Raw genomic sequence first — 15,789 nt, 5'->3', positions numbered from 1 at the left:
ATCGCGCGCCGCCGTGCACCCGGCGGGCGGGATCCCCCGGTGTGACGCGGCATCACCCGGCGATCCGGTAGTGGTAGCCGTGCGAGCCCCGGAACCCGACCCGCTCGTACAGCCGCCGCGCGGGCGCGTGCTCCTCGTCCGCCATCACCTGGAGGTAGAGCCGCTCCGCCCCCCTGGCCGCGGCCCAGCGGGCGCCGACGTGCAGGACGGCGGTGGCGATGCCCTCGCGCCGGTGGTCCGGGTGGGTGGCCATGCAGAACACCCCGGCGTAGGCGGGGTCCGACGCCGCCACGAAGAGGCCGATACCCACGACCGCGCCGTCGCGTTCGACGCTCAGGTAGGCGGCCCGGCCGGGGATCCGGGCGAGGACGGCGTCGGCGGCCGCCCGGCCGCCCCCGCCGCCGTCCAGGGCCACGTAGCCGTCCAGCCAGTGCCGGGTGGGCTCCTCGGCGACGGTCACCGCCAGCGGCGCCGACGGGCGGGAACGGGCGATCACGGTCGCTGCCGGCGCGGTCCGCACCAGGGTCGGCGCCTCCCGCCGGTAGCCGCGCCCGGCCAGCGCGGCGTCCAGCTCCGTGTGCTCCTCGGCGGGCGCCACCTGGACGACCACCGGCAGGCCGCGCTCCCGGTAGTACTCCTCCACCCACGGCAGGCCGGCCAGCAGCACCGCCCCGGGAACCAGCGGCAGCGCCGAGTTCGACCGCCGGCGCGGCACGCCCGGCGTGTGGCGCAGCAGCCAGCCGGCCGCCGCGCTCGCCTCGCCCGCGGGCCATGCCGCCGCCGCGTACTGCTCGATCAGAAGCCTGTCGGCCACCGTGTTCTCCTGGGTCGTTCGGGACGGACGAGGCGGATGCGCGCAGGAGTGCACCCGGGGGGTACCGGCAGCATGGCGGACCGTGATCGCTAAGGTCCACCACGGATTGCTTCACAGACCTGTAAGGAACACTGGATGTTGGACCCGGTCCGGCTGATGCTGCTGCGTGAACTCGCCGACCGCGAGACCATGACGGCGGTCGCCGCCGCCTGCGGCTACACCTCCTCCGCCGTCTCCCAGCAACTCGCGGCCCTGGAGCGGGAGGCGGGGGTGCGGTTGCTGGAGCGGGTCGGCCGGCGGGTCCGGCTCACCCCCGAGGGGTGGCGGCTGGTCGCGCACGCGCGGGTCGTCCTGGCGGCGCTGGACGCCGCCGAGCGGGACCTCCTGGCGGCCGGCACCCCCCGCGGGCCGGTCACGCTCGCCTGCTTCTCCACCTTCGCCACCGTCCGGGTCGTCCCGGCGATGGCCGCCGCCCGCGAACGCCACCCCGAGCTGCGGATCTCACTCGTGGAGTCGGAGCCGCCGGAGGCCCTGGACGCGCTGCGCGCCCGGCGCTGCGACCTGGCCGTCCGCTACCGGTACAACCTCACCCCGGCGCCGCCGGAGGAGGGGTTCGCCGCGCACCCGCTGGCCGTCGAACCCGTCCTGCTCGCGCTCCCCGCCGACCACCCGTGCGCCGGTCCGCCCGACACCGCCGTCGACCTGCACCGGCTGGCCGACGAGCCCTGGATCGTCGGCTCGCGGGAGGAGGGCAGCACCACCCTGCTCCGCCGTGCCTGCGCGGTCGCCGGCTTCGCGCCCCGCCTCGGCCACGCGGTCGACGACTACCAGCTCGTCCTGCACCTGGTCGCCCGGGGCCTCGGTGTCGCCCTGGTGCCCGAGCTCGCCGCCCTCGCCCACCGGCCCGGCCCCCGGCTCGCGCTCCGCCCGGTCGCCTCCGTCGGGTTGACCCGCTCGGTCCACGCCCTCACCCACCCCGACCACGCCGCCCGCCCGGCCGTCACCGCCGTCCTGGACCTGCTGCGCGCCGCCTCGTGAGACGCGCCCGCCGGCCGGCCGGGGTCAGTACCCGACGCCCGCAGGCCGCCCGGGGTCAGTACTTGATCCGTTCCCAGCCGCGGCGGGGCGCGCGGGCGGCGGGCTGGTCCGGGTCGCGGCTGCGGTAGACGAGGTAGGGGCGGAAGAGGTACTGGACGGGGGCACTGAACATGTGGACGAGCCGGGTGAAGGGGAGCAGGGCGAACAGGGCGAGGCCGACGACCGCGTGGATCCGGTAGGCGAGCGGGGCACCCGCCATGAGGTCGACGTCGGGCTGGAGGGTGAAGAGGCTGCGGGCCCACGGGGCGATGGTGGCCCGGTAGTCGTACCCCGTGCTCAGCGAGGAGTTCGCCAGTTTGGCGACCAGTCCCAGCACCATCGCGGCCAGCAGCACGACGTACATCAGCTTGTCGTTGCGGGTGGTGGCCCGGAAGACGGCCGCGTTGGTGCGGCGGCGGTACACCAGCACCAGGATCCCGGCCACCGCCAGGAACCCGGCCGCGCAACCGGCGAAGAGCGAGAGCAGGTGGTACGCGTGCTCGTCGAGGCCGATCGCGTCGGTCCACGACGCGGGGACGAACAGGCCCATGAGATGCCCTGCGAGGACGAAGAGGATGCCGTAGTGGAACATCGGCGAGGCGATGTTCAGCAGCCGGGACTCGTACACCTCGGACGAGCGGGTGGTCCACCCGAAGCGGTCGTAGCGGTAGCGCCAGACCAGGCCGGACACCAGCAACGCGACCGCGAGGTACGGCAGGGCGCCCCAGAGGAAGGTGTTCATCGGCGGTCTCCGGTCGCGACGGTCGGAACGAACCCCACGGGCGGCACGAACCCCAAGGGCGGCGCGGACTCCAAGGGCGGCACCGACCCCACCGGCGGAAGGTACCCCACGGACCGGACGGACTCCGCGGGCAGGACGGGGAGCAGGCCCAGGTGGCCGTAGGGCGGCCGGGTGTCCAGACCGACCTGCTCACGCGGCGGGCCGCCACGGGCGAGGGCCTGGGCGGCGGCCCGGTCCTTCGGGGACGGTCCGGGGAGGGTGGCGCAGACGGCCTCCAGCACCCGGGCGTACGGGGTGCCGTGCTCGGCGAGGGCGAGCCGCAGGAGCTCCAGGGCGGGCCGGTGCTCGCGCAGCAGCGCGTCCGAGCCGGTGGCGGCCGTGAACTCCAGCACGGCGGGCAGGAAGTCGGCCAGCTCCTCGCCGGTGAACTCCAGGCCGTACGCCCGGTAGGCGGCCTTGAACCGGACCAGGGCCTCGCCGCGCCGCCGGGTGTCGCCGTCGGTCCACCAGGTCAGGTACAGGCTGTGGCGCTGGGTGAAGTCGAAGGTGTCGGTGTAGTGCGCGGACAGCTCGGCGGCGGACCGGGCGCCCGCCCAGTCCAGGAAGGCGCGCAGCGGCCCGGCGGCCGGGTGGCGGACCGTTCCGAGTGCCTCGTGCAGGAGCGCGAGTCCGGCCGGGGCGTCCCGGTCGGGCCAGCAGAGGCACTCGGCGGCGGCCCTGCGCACCAGTGTGAGGCCGGACGGCGGCGGGCCGCCGGTGTCGTCGGTCACTGCGGGTGGCCCTCCTCGTCGTCGGTCTGGCGTCTGCGCAGGGCGTGGAAGCTCTCGACCGTGACCAGTGGCAGGGACCTCCGGCCGGAGCCCGCGCCGAACGGGCCGTCGGCCCCCTCCCCCGCGCCGTCCAGGTGGTCGAGCCCGCACCCCTGGGGGACGGCGGACTCCTCCAGCCGCCGGGCCTCGGCCTGCGCGGCGGTCGGGATGACGTAGCGGTCCTCGTACTTGGCGATGGCCAGGAGCCGGAAGAGCTCCTCGGTCTGCTCGCCGCTCAGGCCCACCGCGGCGGCGGCCGTGAGGTCCGGCTCGCGGCCGAGGTTGACGGCGCGCATGTACGAGCGCATCGCCGCGAGCCGGTCCAGGGCGGCGCGCACCGGACGGGTGTCACCGGCGGTGAACAGTTCGGCGAGGTACTCGAGGGGGATCCGCAGGGCGTCGATCGCGCCGAAGAGGTTCCCGGCGTCCTCACCGTCGTGGCCGCTCGCGGCGACCTCCTCGACCACCGGGGACAGCGGCGGGATGTACCAGACCATGGGCAGCGTCCGGTACTCCGGGTGCAGCGGCAGCGCCACCCGGTAGGTGCTGATCAGGGTGTGCACGGGCGAGCGGCGGGCGGCCTCGATCCAGTCGTGCGCGATGCCGTCCCGTTCGGCGGCGCGGCGCACCTCGGGGTCCTCCGGGTCGAGGAAGACGTCAAGCTGTGCCTGGTACAGGTCCTGCTCGTCGGCCACCGAAGCGGCGGTGGTGACCCGGTCGGCGTCGTAGAGCACGACGCCGAGGTAGCGCAGCCGGCCGACGCAGGTCTCGGAGCAGACGGTGGGCAGGCCGACCTCGACGCGCGGGTAACAGAAGGTGCACTTCTCGGCCTTGCCGGTGCGGTGGTTGAAGTAGATCTTCTTGTACGGGCAGCCGGTCACGCACTGGCGCCAGCCGCGGCAGCCGTCCTGGTCGACGAGGACGATGCCGTCCTCCGCCCGCTTGTAGATCGCGCCGGAGGGGCAGGCCGCGACGCAGGCCGGGTTGAGGCAGTGCTCGCAGATCCGGGGCAGGTAGAACATGAACGCCTGCTCGAACTCGAAGCGGATCCGCCGGCCCACCTCCTCGCGCATCCGCTCGACGTTGGGGTCCGCGGGCGCGTGTTCGGGGGCGCCGCCGAGGTCGTCGTCCCAGTTGGGCGACCACTCGACCGCCATGGGCCGGCCGGTGACGAGCGAGTGCGGCCTGGCCACCGGGTAGTCCTCGCCGAGCGGGGCGTTGGTGAGGGCGCGGTAGTCGTACGTCCAGGGCTCGTAGTAGTCCTTCAGGGTGGGCAGGACGGGGTTGGCGAAGATCGAGGCCAGTTTGAACAGCCGGCTCCCCTGCCGCAGCTTCAGCCGCCCGCGCCGGTTGAGCTCCCAGCCGCCCCGCCACTTCCGCTGGTCCTCGTAGCGGCGCGGGTAGCCGAGGCCGGGCCGGGTCTCGACGTTGTTGAACCAGACGTACTCCATGCCCTGCCGGTTGGTCCAGGTCTGTTTGCAGGTGACGGAGCAGGTGTGGCACCCGATGCACTTGTCGAGGTTCATCACCATGGCGACCTGGGCCATGACGCGTCCGATGGCGACGGCTTCTCCACGGGGCATCAGTACTGCACCTCCTGGCTGCTGCGGCGGCGGATCACGGTCACCTCGTCGCGCTGGTTGCCCGTCGGGCCCAGGTAGTTGAAGGCCCACGAGAGTTGGGCGTAGCCGCCGATCAGGTGGGTGGGCTTGAGCAGGACCCGGGTCAGCGAGTTGTGGATGCCGCCCCGCCGTCCGGTGGTCTCGGCCCGCGGGACGTTCACGGTCCGTTCCTGGGCGTGGTGCATGTAGACGGTGCCGGCCGGCATCCGGTGCGAGACGACGGCCCGGGCGACCACCACGCCGTTGCGGTTGACGGCCTCGATCCAGTCGTTGTCCCGCACGCCGACGGCCGCGGCGTCCTCGACCGACATCCAGACCACCTGGCCGCCCCGGGAGAGGGCGAGCATGAACAGGTTGTCCTGGTACTCGGAGTGGATGGACCACTTGTTGTGCGGGGTCAGGTAGCGGACCGTCACCTCCCGTTGCCCGTCCGGCCCGAGGGCCGGCTCGCCGAAGAGCCGGCGCATGTCCAGCGGCGGCCGGTACACGGGCAGCGCCTCCCCCAGCTCGTGCATCCAGTCGTGGTCGACGAAGAAGTGCTGCCGGCCGCTGAGGGTGTGCCAGGGCTTGAGGTGTTCGGTGTTGACGGTGAACGGGCTGTAGCGCCGCCCGCCCGCCTCGCTGCCGGACCACTCCGGCGAGGTGATCACGGGGACGGGCGCGGCCTGGGTGTCGGCGTAGCCGACCCGCCGGGCCTCCTGGTCGGCGGCGAGCCCGGCCAGCTCCCGGCCGGTGCGCTCCTCCAGGGCGCGGAAGCCCTGGGTGGCCAGCCGTCCGTTGGTGGTGCCGGACAGCGCGAGGATGGTGTCCGCCGCCTTCACCGCGGTGTCCAGCGCCGGGCGGCCGTCGGCCGGGCCGCCGCGGACGACCCCGTTGAGCTCCCTCAGGTGCTCGATCTCCTCGTCCGGGTGCAGCACCACGCCCTTGGCCGGCAGGCCCAGTTGCTCCGCGAGGGGGCCCAGGGAGGCCATCTTGGCGCCGATCGCCGTGTAGTCGCGTTCGACGACGGTCAGTTGCGGCAGCGTGACCCCGGGCACCGGATCGCACTCGCCCGCCCGCCAGTCCAGGACCACCCCGCCCGGCTGCGCCGTCTCCCCGGGGGTGTCGTGCTGGAGGGGGGTGGCGACCAGGTCGTGCCGGGTGCCGAGGTGCTCGCGGGCGAGTTCGCTGAACCGCCCGGCGATCGCGTGGAAGGCCTCGAAGTCGGTGCGGGCCTGCCAGGGCGGGTCGACGGCCGGGGTGAAGGAATGCACGTACGGGTGCATGTCGGTGGAGGAGAGGTCGTGCTTCTCGTACCAGGTGGCGGCGGGCAGCACGACGTCCGACAGCAGGGTGGAGGAGGTCATCCGGAAGTCCAGCGAGAGCAGCAGGTCGAGCTTCCCCTCGGGCGCCTCGTCGTGCCACCGGACGTCGCGCGGGCGCGCCGGGCCGGGCGCCTCCTCGGCGCGCAGCGAGTGGTGGGTGCCCAGCAGGTGTCGGGCGAAGTACTCGGCGCCCTTGCCGGAGGAGCCGAGCAGGTTGGCCCGCCAGAGGGTCATCACCCGGGGCCAGTTGGCCGGAGCGTCGGGGTCCTCGCAGGCGAAGCCGAGGCGGCCCGCGGCCAGTTCGCCGACCACGTGCTCGCGCGGGTCACGACCCAGGGCGCGGGCCTCGTCCACGAGGTCGAGCGGGTTGCGGTCGAAGGTCGGGTAGGAGGGCATCCAGCCCAGCCGGGCGGACTGGGCCAGCAGGTCGGCGCCGGTCAGCCCGCGGAACCGGCCGGTGCCGAGCGGGGAGGCGAGGACGTCGGCGGAGAAGCCGTCGTAGCGCCACTGGTCGGTGTGCAGGAAGAACCAGCCGGTGCCGATCATCTGCCGGGGCGGGCGCGACCAGTCGGTGGCCCCGGCCAGGGTCGCCCAGCCGGTGGACGGGCGGCACTTCTCCTGGCCGACGTAGTGCGCCCAGCCGCCGCCGTTGCGGCCCTGGCAGCCGGTCAGCGTGAGCAGGGCGAGGAAGCTGCGGTAGATCGTCTCGGAGTGGAACCAGTGGTTCGTCCCGGCGCCCATCAGGATCATGCACCGGCCGCGGGACTCCTCCGCGGTGCGTGCGAACTCCCGGGCGACCCGGATCACCTGGGCGGCGGGGACGGAGGTGTGCCGCTGCTGCCAGGCGGGCGTGCCGGGGCTGTCCGCGTCCTCGTACGAGGCCGGCCACTGCCCCGGCAGGCCGGCGCGGGCGACGCCGTACTGGGCGAGCAGCAGGTCGTGGACGGTGGTGACCAGCGGCCCGTCCGGTCCGCCGAGCCGGGTGGCGGGGACGCCGCGGCGGACGGTCCCGCCGCGGCCCTGGCCGTGCTCGCCGCCCTCGGTGTCGAAGCGCGGCAGCAGCACCTCGACGGGGGTGGCGGCGGTGTCCCCGTACAGCGAGAGCCTCGGTCGCAGGCCCTGGAGGTCCAGGTTCCACCGGCCCTTGCCCGACCCGGTCCACCGGAAGCCGAGCGAGCCGTTGGGCACGGCCGGGCGGCCGGTCGTCTCGTCCAGCACGGTGAGCTTCCACTCGGCTCCCTCGCCGGTGTCGCCCAGGTCGCTCGCCCGGAGGAACTTGTCGGCGGTGAGGGCACCGCCACGCTCGACGAGGGTGACCAGGAACGGCAGGTCGGTGAACTGCCGTACGTAGTCCACGAAGAAGGGCGTCTGCCGGTCGACGAAGAACTCCTTGAGGATCACGTGCCCCATCGCGAACGCGAGCGCCCCGTCCGTGCCCGGGTGCGGGTGCATCCACTCGTCGGCGAACTTGGTGTTGTCCGCGTAGTCCGGGGAGACCGCCACCACCTTCTGGCCCCGGTAGCGGGCCTCGGCCATCCAGTGCGCGTCCGGCGTCCGGGTGACCGGCACGTTGGAGCCCCACATCATCAGGTAGGCCGCGTCCCACCAGTCGCCCGACTCCGGCACGTCGGTCTGGTCCCCGAACACCTGCGGCGAGGCGACCGGCAGGTCCGCGTACCAGTCGTAGAAGGAGAGCATCGGCGCGCCGATGAGCGAGTGGAACCGGGCCCCGGCCGCGTGCGACACCATCGACATGGCGGGGATGGGCGAGAAGCCCGCGATGCGGTCCGGCCCGTGGGTCCTGATGGTGTGGACGTGCGCGGCGGCCACGATCTCCACCGCCTCGTCCCATCCCGCCCGGACCAGACCGCCCTTGCCCCGGGCCCGTTGGTAGGCGCGCCGGCGCTGCGGGTCGGCCTGGATGTCCGCCCAGGCGAGCACCGGGTCCTTGAGACGGCCCAGCGCCTCCCGGTACATCTCCAGCAGCACCCCGCGCACGTACGGGTACCGGACCCGGGTGGGCGAGTAGGTGTACCAGGAGAAGGCGGCGCCGCGGGGGCAGCCGCGCGGTTCGTACTCGGGGCGGTCCGGGCCCACCGACGGGTAGTCGGTGGCCTGCGTCTCCCAGGTGATGATCCCGTCCTTGACGTACACCTTCCACCGGCAGGAGCCCGTGCAGTTGACGCCGTGGGTCGAGTACACGACCTTGTCGTGGCTCCAGCGGTCGCGGTAGAAGGCGTCCGACTGCCGTCCGCCGGTGAGCCGCACGCTGTGCAGGTCGGGGGCCACCGTGCCGCGGCGGAAGAACCGGCCGGCCCGCAGGAGCGCGTCCCCCGGCTCGCTCGTCGGCTCCTGCACCGGACGCCCCTCCGCTTCGTGCACCTGACGCCCCTCCCGTTCGGACCCGGCCGCGGGCCCGATCCCGGCTTCGGCCGTGGACCCGTCGCGGCTTCGGCCGTGGGCCCATCGAATCCGAAACCGGCCGGGTGCGCGCACCGGGTGGTCCCATCGGGTGGTCGGGGCGGCGCAGGGCGCCGGCGGAGCGGTGCCGACTGGCAGGACGGGCGGCCTGACGCTGCGATGGGTCCCATGAACGAGCTCGGCATCCCCCGGTGGGCCGCGCCGCCCCCGGCGACCGGTGCGGTGGTGATGGCGACCGGCATCGTCTCGGTCGGCTTCCGGCTCGCCGGCTTCACGGTGCTTTCGGCGGTGGCCTTCGTCCTGGACTCTGCGCTCTGGCTGTTCCTCGCGGGTGGCTTCGCGGCGCAGGTGGCCGTCGACCGGCGCGAATGGCTGGCCCGGGCGCAGACCCCGCCGGCCCTGACCGCGGTCGCCGCCACCACCGTGCTCGGCGTCCGGCTCCAGTTGGCGGGCTGGACCCCGGCGGCGGCGGTACTGCTCGTCGTCGCCGCGGCGGCCTGGGTGGTGCTGCTCCCGCGGGTCATGCGCCGTCTCGGCCGGCGGATGCCTGGCGCGGCGTTCCTGATCTGCGTGGCCACCCAGGGCCTGGCCGTCCTGGCCGCGGTGCTCGCCCCGCAGGCCGGCGACGGGCTGGCGTGGGCGGCGCTCGTGCTGTTCCTGCTCGGCCTGGGACTCTACGTCGACGCGCTGGTCCGTTTCGACCTCGGCCAGTTGGCGGTCGGGGCCGGTGACCACTGGGTCGCGGGCGGGGCGATGGCCATCTCCGCCCTGGCCGCCTCCAAACTGCTCGCCTCCGGGGCCTGGTCGGGGACAGCGCACACGGCGCTGCGGACGACGACGCTCGTCCTGCTGGGGATCGCCCTCGGCTGGTACCTGGTGCTGGCCTGCTTCGAGGCGGGCCGCCCCCGTCTCCACTACGACCTCCGCCGCTGGTCCACGGTCTTCCCGCTGGGCATGACGGCCGTCGCCGCCCTCTCGGCGGCGGCCGCGGCGCGGGTCTCGTGGCTGGACCCGCTCGGCCGGGTGCTGCTCTGGATCGCGGCGGCGGTCTGGCTGCTGACGGCGTACGGGGCGGTCCGCCGGGCGGCCCGCGCCGCCCGCGAGGCCCGTACGGCGGGGGAACGGGTCTGACACGGAAACCCGGCCTTCCCGACGGGCACCGCCGCCTCGCAGGAACACCGCGTGCTCGACGGGCACCGCCGCCTCACGAAGACCGCGTGCCCGACGGCCCCAACCGTCTTGACGAACTCATGACACTGACGGACCATCATGCTGGCGCGCGCCGCAGTTCCTCCCCTGCTCCGTCCCTACGGATCCCCCACAGGAGGACAGTCATGCGACTGCCCCGCCGAGGGAAGCCCGCCGCGGTCACCGCCGTGCTGCTGGCCCTCGCACTCGCCTCGCCGCTCACCACGCAGGTCGCCGCCCAGCCCGTCGCCGGCGACACCGTCGCCGCGGCCGAAGCCGCGGGCGACACCGCCCGTCAGTACCTCCTCGACGGCCCCCGCACGGTCGCCGAACGCAGCGCCGTCGCCGCCACCGGCGCCTCCGTCGACGCCGTCCGGCCCGACTCGGTGGTGGTCACCGCCACGCCCGCCGAACTCGCCCGCCTGCGCGCGCTCGGCTGGTCCCCCACCGCGCTGCCGGGGCCCCGGTACGGCGTCGAGGACGGCCGGGAGAGCACGGCCGCAGGCCTGTACGACTTCCCGCCCGCCGACTCCGGGTACCACAACTACGCCGAGGCCGCCGCCGACATCGACGCCGTCGTCGCCGCGCATCCCGACATCATGAGCAAGCGCGTGATCGGCACCTCCTACGAGGGCCGCCCGATCGTCGCCGTCAAGATCAGCGACAACGTCGGCACCGACGAGAACGAGCCCGAGGTGCTGTTCACCGCCCACCAGCACGCGCGCGAGCACCTCACCGTCGAGATGGCGCTCTACCTGCTGCACGAGTTCGGCGACAAGTACGCCACCGACAGCCGGATCGCCAACGCCGTCAACAGCCGCGAGATCTGGGTGATCCCCGACCTCAACCCGGACGGCGGCGAGTACGACATCGCCACCGGCCGCTACCGCAGCTGGCGCAAGGACCGCCAGCCCAACGCCGGCAGCCGCAACGTCGGCACCGACCTGAACCGCAACTGGGACTACAAGTGGGGCTGCTGCGGCGGCTCCTCCGGCTCCACCTCCAGCGAGACCTACCGGGGCCCCGCGCCCGAGTCGGCCAAGGAGACCAAGGTGGTCGCCGACTTCGTCCGCTCCCGGGTGGTGGGCGGCAAGCAGCAGATCACCGCGGCCATCGACTTCCACACCTACAGCGAGCTGGTGCTCTGGCCGTTCGGCTGGACCACCGCGGACACGGCCACCGGGATGACCGCCGACGAGGCCAACACCTTCGCCACCCTCGGCCGGAGCATGGCCGGCACCAACGGCTACACGCCCGAACAGTCCAGCGACCTCTACATCACCGACGGCGCGATCGACGACTGGCTGTGGGGCGCGCAGCGGATCTTCGCCTACACCTTCGAGATGTATCCGGGCCCGAACGGCAGCAGCGGCTTCTACCCGCCGGACGAGGTGATCGGACGGGAGACCAGCCGCAACCGCGAGGCCGTGCTGCGGCTGGTGGAGACCGCCGACTGCATGTTCCGGGTGATCGGCAAGCAGCAGCAGTACTGCGGCATCACCACCTGAGCTCCCGGCCCCCGACAGCCCGGCCCCGTCCGTCCGGCGCGCCGCCGCACCCCACGCGGCGGCGTCGCCGACGGGGTCCGCCCGGTCCGCGACACGCGGGCAGGAACGTCCCTGCGCTCCGTACGCGCCGGTCCCCGGTGCAATGGACCGGGAGCCGGCGCACCGTCGAAAGGGGTTTCCGGATGGAGGCAGGGACTGCGGAGCCGGGGCCCGTCCGGGTGCTGGACGTCTCCGGCGCCGCCTACCGTCGTGCCTTCGAGCTGTTCCTCGCCGGCACCGACGAGAAGCCCCGTACCCACGCCCGGCTGGACGAGGTCGTCGCCGGGCTGGAGCACCGCCGGATGTTGCTGGACGTGGGCGCGGGCGAGGGCCGGACCACCGCACACCTGGGCCGGTACTTCGAACGGACGGTGGCCGTCGAGCCCAGTGCCGCGATGCGCGAAAGGCTGCGCCTGGCCTGTCCCGACGCCCTGGTCCTGCCGGAGCCGATCGACGAGGCGCAGCCGCCCGGGCCGGCGGACCTGGTCCACCTCTCGCACGTGCTCTACTACGTGCCGGAGGAGGACTGGCTGCGCACGGTCCGAACGGTCCTCGGGTGGGCGGCGCCCGGCGGCACCCTGTTGGTGATGCTCCAGAACCCGGACAGCCCGTGCATGCGGATGGCCGAGCACTTCACCGGGGTCCGTTACGACCTGCGGCCGCTGGCCGACCGCCTGCGCAAGCGGGAGCCGGCGCACGAGTACGCGCTGGAGACGCTCGACCTCCGTTACCGGGCCGACCGCCTGGACGAGGCGGTGGACGTCGCCGAGTTCATGGTGAACGTGGCCGACCTGGCCACCATGGATCCGCGGCCGGACCGCGCCGAGCTGACCGACTACGTCCGGCGTCACTTCGCCCGGCCGGACGGCTCGTTCGTCATCGGCCACACCCAGGACATGCTGACCGTCCGGCGGCCGCGCCCGGCGGGGTGAGGCCCGCCGGCTGAGGCCCGCGCGAGGACGCGTACGCGAAGACCCCGGCGAGGACGCGGCGCCCGGTGAACCGCACGCGGTGAGGTGGCGGGTCGGCCCGCCCTGCCCCGCCCCGCCCCGCCCGCTGGCGAAGGCGCCAACGTCCGAGTCGGGCAAGGGGGTTGAAGGGGAGGCACCGACGACTCGGCCGGGCCTTCCGGGCGCCCGCCGTTCACTCCCCCGGCCGCTCCCCGGCGGCGTCGCCCGGCCCCTCGGGGCGCCGTCGGCGGCTCCCCCCGCGACTCCCCCGCACCGTCCGCCTCCGGGGGTGGTCGCCCGCAGGACGGTCCGGGGCCGCGCGGCGCCGGACGCACTCCCGGCACGTGACCCGGCCCTTCCGACAGGCCGCGAACGGGTGAAGCATGTCACGGCCTCGCCCCGCCCCGCCGTCGGGTCGGGGCAGGTAGGTTCCTGCGTCCAAGGGGAGGACACTCCCCCTTGGACGCGTTTCCCGCCGTCAACGGTTCCTCCGACGAGAGAGGCACGAGATGTCTGCACAGGACGCCACGCACCACCCCCCGCGGCGCATCGGTGTGGTCGCCGAGTCGGCCACCGGGGAGACCCGCGTCGCCGCGACCCCGTCAACGGTGCGCACGCTGCTCGCGCTCGGCTACGAGGTCGTCGTCGAGTCCGAGGCGGGCGCGGCCGCCGGCTTCACCGACGAGGCCTACACCGAGGCCGGCGCGCACATCGGGGACGCCTGGGCGGGCGACATCGTCCTGAAGGTCAACGCGCCGTCGACCGGGGAGATCGCCCGGTTGCGCGACGGCTCGACCCTGGTCGGCCTGCTCGCCCCGGCGCAGCGGCCGGAACTGCTGGAGGCCCTGTCGGCGCGTCCGGTCACCGCGCTGGCGCTGGACGCGGTGCCGCGGATCTCGCGCGCGCAGTCGATGGACGTGCTCAGCTCGATGGCGAACATCGCCGGGTACCGGGCCGTCATCGAGGCGGCCCACGTGTTCGGCCGGTTCTTCACCGGTCAGGTGACGGCCGCGGGCAAGGTGCCCCCGGCGAAGGTCCTCGTGGCCGGTGCCGGCGTGGCCGGGCTCGCCGCCATCGGCGCCGCCTCCAGCCTGGGGGCGATCGTCCGCGCGACCGACCCCCGGCCGGAGGTCGCCGACCAGGTGAGGTCGTTGCGCGGCGAGTACCTCGCCGTCAACGTCGCCCAGGAGGCGGGCACCGACGGTTACGCCAAGGCGACCTCCGCCGACTACGACCGTGCCGCGGCCGAGCTCTACCACGAGCAGGCCAAGGACGTGGACATCGTCATCACCACCGCGCTGATCCCCGGGCGGCCCGCCCCGCGCCTGCTCACCGCCGCGGACGTGGCGGCGATGAAGCCCGGCAGTGTCATCGTCGACATGGCGGCCGTCCAGGGCGGCAACGTCGAGGGCACCGTCGCGGGCCGCACGGTGGTCACCGACAACGGCGTCACGATCATCGGCTTCACCGATCTCGCGTCCCGGCTGCCCGCACAGGCGTCACAGCTGTTCGGCACCAATCTGGTCAACCTGCTCAAGTTGCTGACGCCCGGCAAGGACGGGCAGTTGGTCATCGACTTCGACGACCCCGTCCAGCGCGCGGTGACCGTGGTCCGCGACGGCGAGACCACCTGGCCGCCGCCGCCCGTGGCCGTCTCGGCCGCTCCCGCCGCGCAGCCCGCCGCCCCCGCGGTCGCGGAGCCCGCGCCGCCCCGCCTCACCCCGGCGGCCCGCTTCGGCCTGATCGGCGTCGGCATGCTGGCGCTGTTCGCGCTCGTCGCCCTCGCCCCGGCGCAACTGGCCGAGAACTTCACGGTGTTCGCGCTCGCCGTGGTCATCGGTTACTACGTCATCGGCAAGGTGCACCACGCCCTGCACACCCCGCTGATGTCGGTGACCAACGCGATCTCCGGGATCGTGGTGATCGGCGCCCTGCTGCAGATCGGGCACCGGAGCACGCTCGTCACCGTGCTGTCCTTCGTGGCGATCCTGCTGACGAGCGTGAACATCTTCGGCGGCTTCGCCGTCACCCGTCGCATGCTGAGCATGTTCTCGACGTCCCCCGAAAGGCGCTGAGCCCGATGACTTCCACGACGGCCGCCCACGCCGCGGACCTGGTCGCCGCCCTGTTGTTCATCCTCAGTCTGGCCGGACTGTCCCAGCACCGCACCTCCCGCGCCGGCGTCGGCTACGGCATCGCCGGCATGGCCCTCGCCCTGGCCGCCACCGTCGTGGTGGCGTCCCGGAGCATCACCGCCGGCGCGGTCACCCTGATCGTCGTCGCGATGGCGCTGGGCGGCGCGATCGGCCTGTGGCGGGCGCGGCAGGTCGAGATGACCCAGATGCCGGAGCTGATCGCCGTCCTGCACAGCTTCGTCGGCCTCGCCGCGGTGCTGGTCGGCTGGAACAGCTACCTGGAGGTCGAGTCGCTGGGCTCGGCCCAGGACACCGTCGCGGCCGACCTGCTGGGCATCCACCACGCCGAGGTGTTCATCGGCATCTTCATCGGCGCGGTCACCTTCACCGGTTCCATCGTCGCCTTCCTCAAGCTGTCCGCCCGGATCGCCTCGCGTCCGCTGGTGCTGCCCGGCAAGAACGCGCTGAACCTGGGCGCGCTCGGCGCGTTCGTGGCGCTGACCGCCTGGTTCACCGTCAGCCCCGGTCTCGGCCTGATGATCGCGGTCACCGTGCTCGCACTCGTGCTGGGCTGGCACCTGGTCGCCTCGATCGGCGGCGGCGACATGCCCGTCGTCGTCTCCATGCTCAACAGCTACTCCGGCTGGGCCGCGGCGGCCGCCGGGTTCCTGCTCGACAACAACCTGCTCATCGTCACCGGCGCCCTGGTCGGCTCCTCGGGTGCCTACCTGTCCTACATCATGTGCAAGGCGATGAACCGCTCGTTCCTCTCCGTCATCGCCGGCGGCTTCGGCATCGAGGCCCCCTCGGGCGGCGAGGAGGAGCAGGGCGAGCACCGCGAGGTCCGCGCCGAGGAGGCGGCACGCCGGCTCGCGCAGGCCCGGTCCGTCGTCATCACCCCCGGCTACGGCATGGCGGTGGCCCAGGCGCAGCACCCGGTCGCCGAGCTCACCCGCCGGCTGCGCGAGCGCGGCGTCGAGGTCCGCTTCGGCGTCCACCCCGTGGCCGGGCGCCTGCCGGGTCACATGAACGTACTGCTCGCCGAGGCGAAGGTGCCCTACGACATCGTCCTGGAGATGGACGAGATCAACGACGACTTCGCCGACACCTCCGTCGTCCTCGTCATCGGCGCCAACGACACCGTCAACCCCGCCGCTACCGACGACCCTTCCAGCCCCAT

11 protein-coding genes are annotated in these 15,789 nt (G+C 73.8%); 6 read left to right on the top strand and 5 right to left on the bottom strand.

Annotated features, from left to right (window positions below; translation table 11 throughout):
• Positions 1 to 52 precede the first annotated feature (52 nt).
• Positions 53 to 814: a GNAT family N-acetyltransferase gene (locus ACFC1F_RS31665; RefSeq protein WP_376163465.1), complete on the bottom strand. Its 762-nt coding sequence runs from the start codon at positions 812 to 814 to the stop codon at positions 53 to 55.
• 135 nt (positions 815 to 949) lie between these two features.
• On the opposite strand from ACFC1F_RS31665, the gene ACFC1F_RS31660 reads away from it, so the two are divergent.
• Positions 950 to 1,852 (top strand): LysR family transcriptional regulator, encoded by a 903-nt coding sequence (locus tag ACFC1F_RS31660; protein ID WP_376163463.1) that lies wholly within the window; start codon positions 950 to 952, stop codon positions 1,850 to 1,852.
• 55 nt (positions 1,853 to 1,907) lie between these two features.
• On the opposite strand, the gene narI is transcribed toward ACFC1F_RS31660, so the two are convergent.
• Genes narI through ACFC1F_RS31640 form a run of 4 tightly spaced genes read right to left on the bottom strand, consistent with a single transcriptional unit; the run spans position 1,908 to position 8,726 of the window.
• Positions 1,908 to 2,633, bottom strand: coding sequence for a respiratory nitrate reductase subunit gamma (gene narI, locus ACFC1F_RS31655; protein WP_376163461.1), 726 nt, complete (start codon positions 2,631 to 2,633; stop codon positions 1,908 to 1,910).
• On the bottom strand, positions 2,630 to 3,403 hold the full coding sequence (gene narJ / locus ACFC1F_RS31650) for a nitrate reductase molybdenum cofactor assembly chaperone (RefSeq protein ID WP_376163459.1): 774 nt from the start codon (positions 3,401 to 3,403) through the stop codon (positions 2,630 to 2,632). Before narJ ends, narI begins: the two co-directional genes overlap by 4 nt.
• Positions 3,400 to 5,025, bottom strand: coding sequence for a nitrate reductase subunit beta (gene narH / locus ACFC1F_RS31645; protein ID WP_376163457.1), 1,626 nt, complete (start codon positions 5,023 to 5,025; stop codon positions 3,400 to 3,402). Before narH ends, narJ begins: the two co-directional genes overlap by 4 nt.
• Positions 5,025 to 8,726: a nitrate reductase subunit alpha gene (locus tag ACFC1F_RS31640; RefSeq protein ID WP_376163455.1), complete on the bottom strand. Its 3,702-nt coding sequence runs from the start codon at positions 8,724 to 8,726 to the stop codon at positions 5,025 to 5,027. Before ACFC1F_RS31640 ends, narH begins: the two co-directional genes overlap by 1 nt.
• Before the next feature lie 231 nt (positions 8,727 to 8,957).
• Between ACFC1F_RS31640 and ACFC1F_RS31635 the strand changes: the two genes are divergently transcribed.
• From ACFC1F_RS31635 to ACFC1F_RS31615, 5 genes are all read left to right on the top strand, one after another.
• Positions 8,958 to 9,920: a tellurite resistance/C4-dicarboxylate transporter family protein gene (locus ACFC1F_RS31635; protein ID WP_376163453.1), complete on the top strand. Its 963-nt coding sequence runs from the start codon at positions 8,958 to 8,960 to the stop codon at positions 9,918 to 9,920.
• Between the two features lie 203 nt (positions 9,921 to 10,123).
• A complete protein-coding gene (locus ACFC1F_RS31630) occupies positions 10,124 to 11,485 on the top strand; it encodes a M14 family metallopeptidase (RefSeq protein ID WP_376163451.1) in 1,362 nt (453 codons plus the stop codon).
• A gap of 182 nt (positions 11,486 to 11,667) precedes the next feature.
• On the top strand, positions 11,668 to 12,456 hold the full coding sequence (locus ACFC1F_RS31625; RefSeq protein WP_376163449.1) for a class I SAM-dependent methyltransferase: 789 nt from the start codon (positions 11,668 to 11,670) through the stop codon (positions 12,454 to 12,456).
• Between the two features lie 527 nt (positions 12,457 to 12,983).
• The gene (locus tag ACFC1F_RS31620; RefSeq protein ID WP_376163447.1) at positions 12,984 to 14,549 is read left to right on the top strand and encodes a Re/Si-specific NAD(P)(+) transhydrogenase subunit alpha; all 1,566 of its coding nucleotides are present in this window, start codon (positions 12,984 to 12,986) and stop codon (positions 14,547 to 14,549) included.
• A gap of 5 nt (positions 14,550 to 14,554) precedes the next feature.
• The coding region (locus ACFC1F_RS31615; protein ID WP_376163446.1) for an NAD(P)(+) transhydrogenase (Re/Si-specific) subunit beta at positions 14,555 to 15,789 on the top strand (1,235 nt) is incomplete at its 3' end.

The organism is Kitasatospora sp. NPDC056181 (assembly GCF_042266225.1).
In the GTDB taxonomy this organism is placed as follows: domain Bacteria; phylum Actinomycetota; class Actinomycetes; order Streptomycetales; family Streptomycetaceae; genus Kitasatospora.
The sequence above is the reverse complement of the archived record's forward strand: the minus strand, read 5'-3'. Positions and strand labels throughout refer to the sequence as shown.

What these genes read in the sequence shown, in the direction of transcription:
- ACFC1F_RS31660 (WP_376163463.1), top strand. Translation starts at nt 950, where the DNA reads ATGTTGGACCCGGTCCGGCTGATGCTGCTGCGTGAACTCGCCGACCGC.
- narI (WP_376163461.1), bottom strand. Translation starts at nt 2,633, where the DNA reads ATGAACACCTTCCTCTGGGGCGCCCTGCCGTACCTCGCGGTCGCGTTG.
- narH (WP_376163457.1), bottom strand. Translation starts at nt 5,025, where the DNA reads ATGCCCCGTGGAGAAGCCGTCGCCATCGGACGCGTCATGGCCCAGGTC.
- ACFC1F_RS31635 (WP_376163453.1), top strand. Translation starts at nt 8,958, where the DNA reads ATGAACGAGCTCGGCATCCCCCGGTGGGCCGCGCCGCCCCCGGCGACC.
- ACFC1F_RS31630 (WP_376163451.1), top strand. Translation starts at nt 10,124, where the DNA reads ATGCGACTGCCCCGCCGAGGGAAGCCCGCCGCGGTCACCGCCGTGCTG.
- ACFC1F_RS31625 (WP_376163449.1), top strand. Translation starts at nt 11,668, where the DNA reads ATGGAGGCAGGGACTGCGGAGCCGGGGCCCGTCCGGGTGCTGGACGTC.
- ACFC1F_RS31620 (WP_376163447.1), top strand. Translation starts at nt 12,984, where the DNA reads ATGTCTGCACAGGACGCCACGCACCACCCCCCGCGGCGCATCGGTGTG.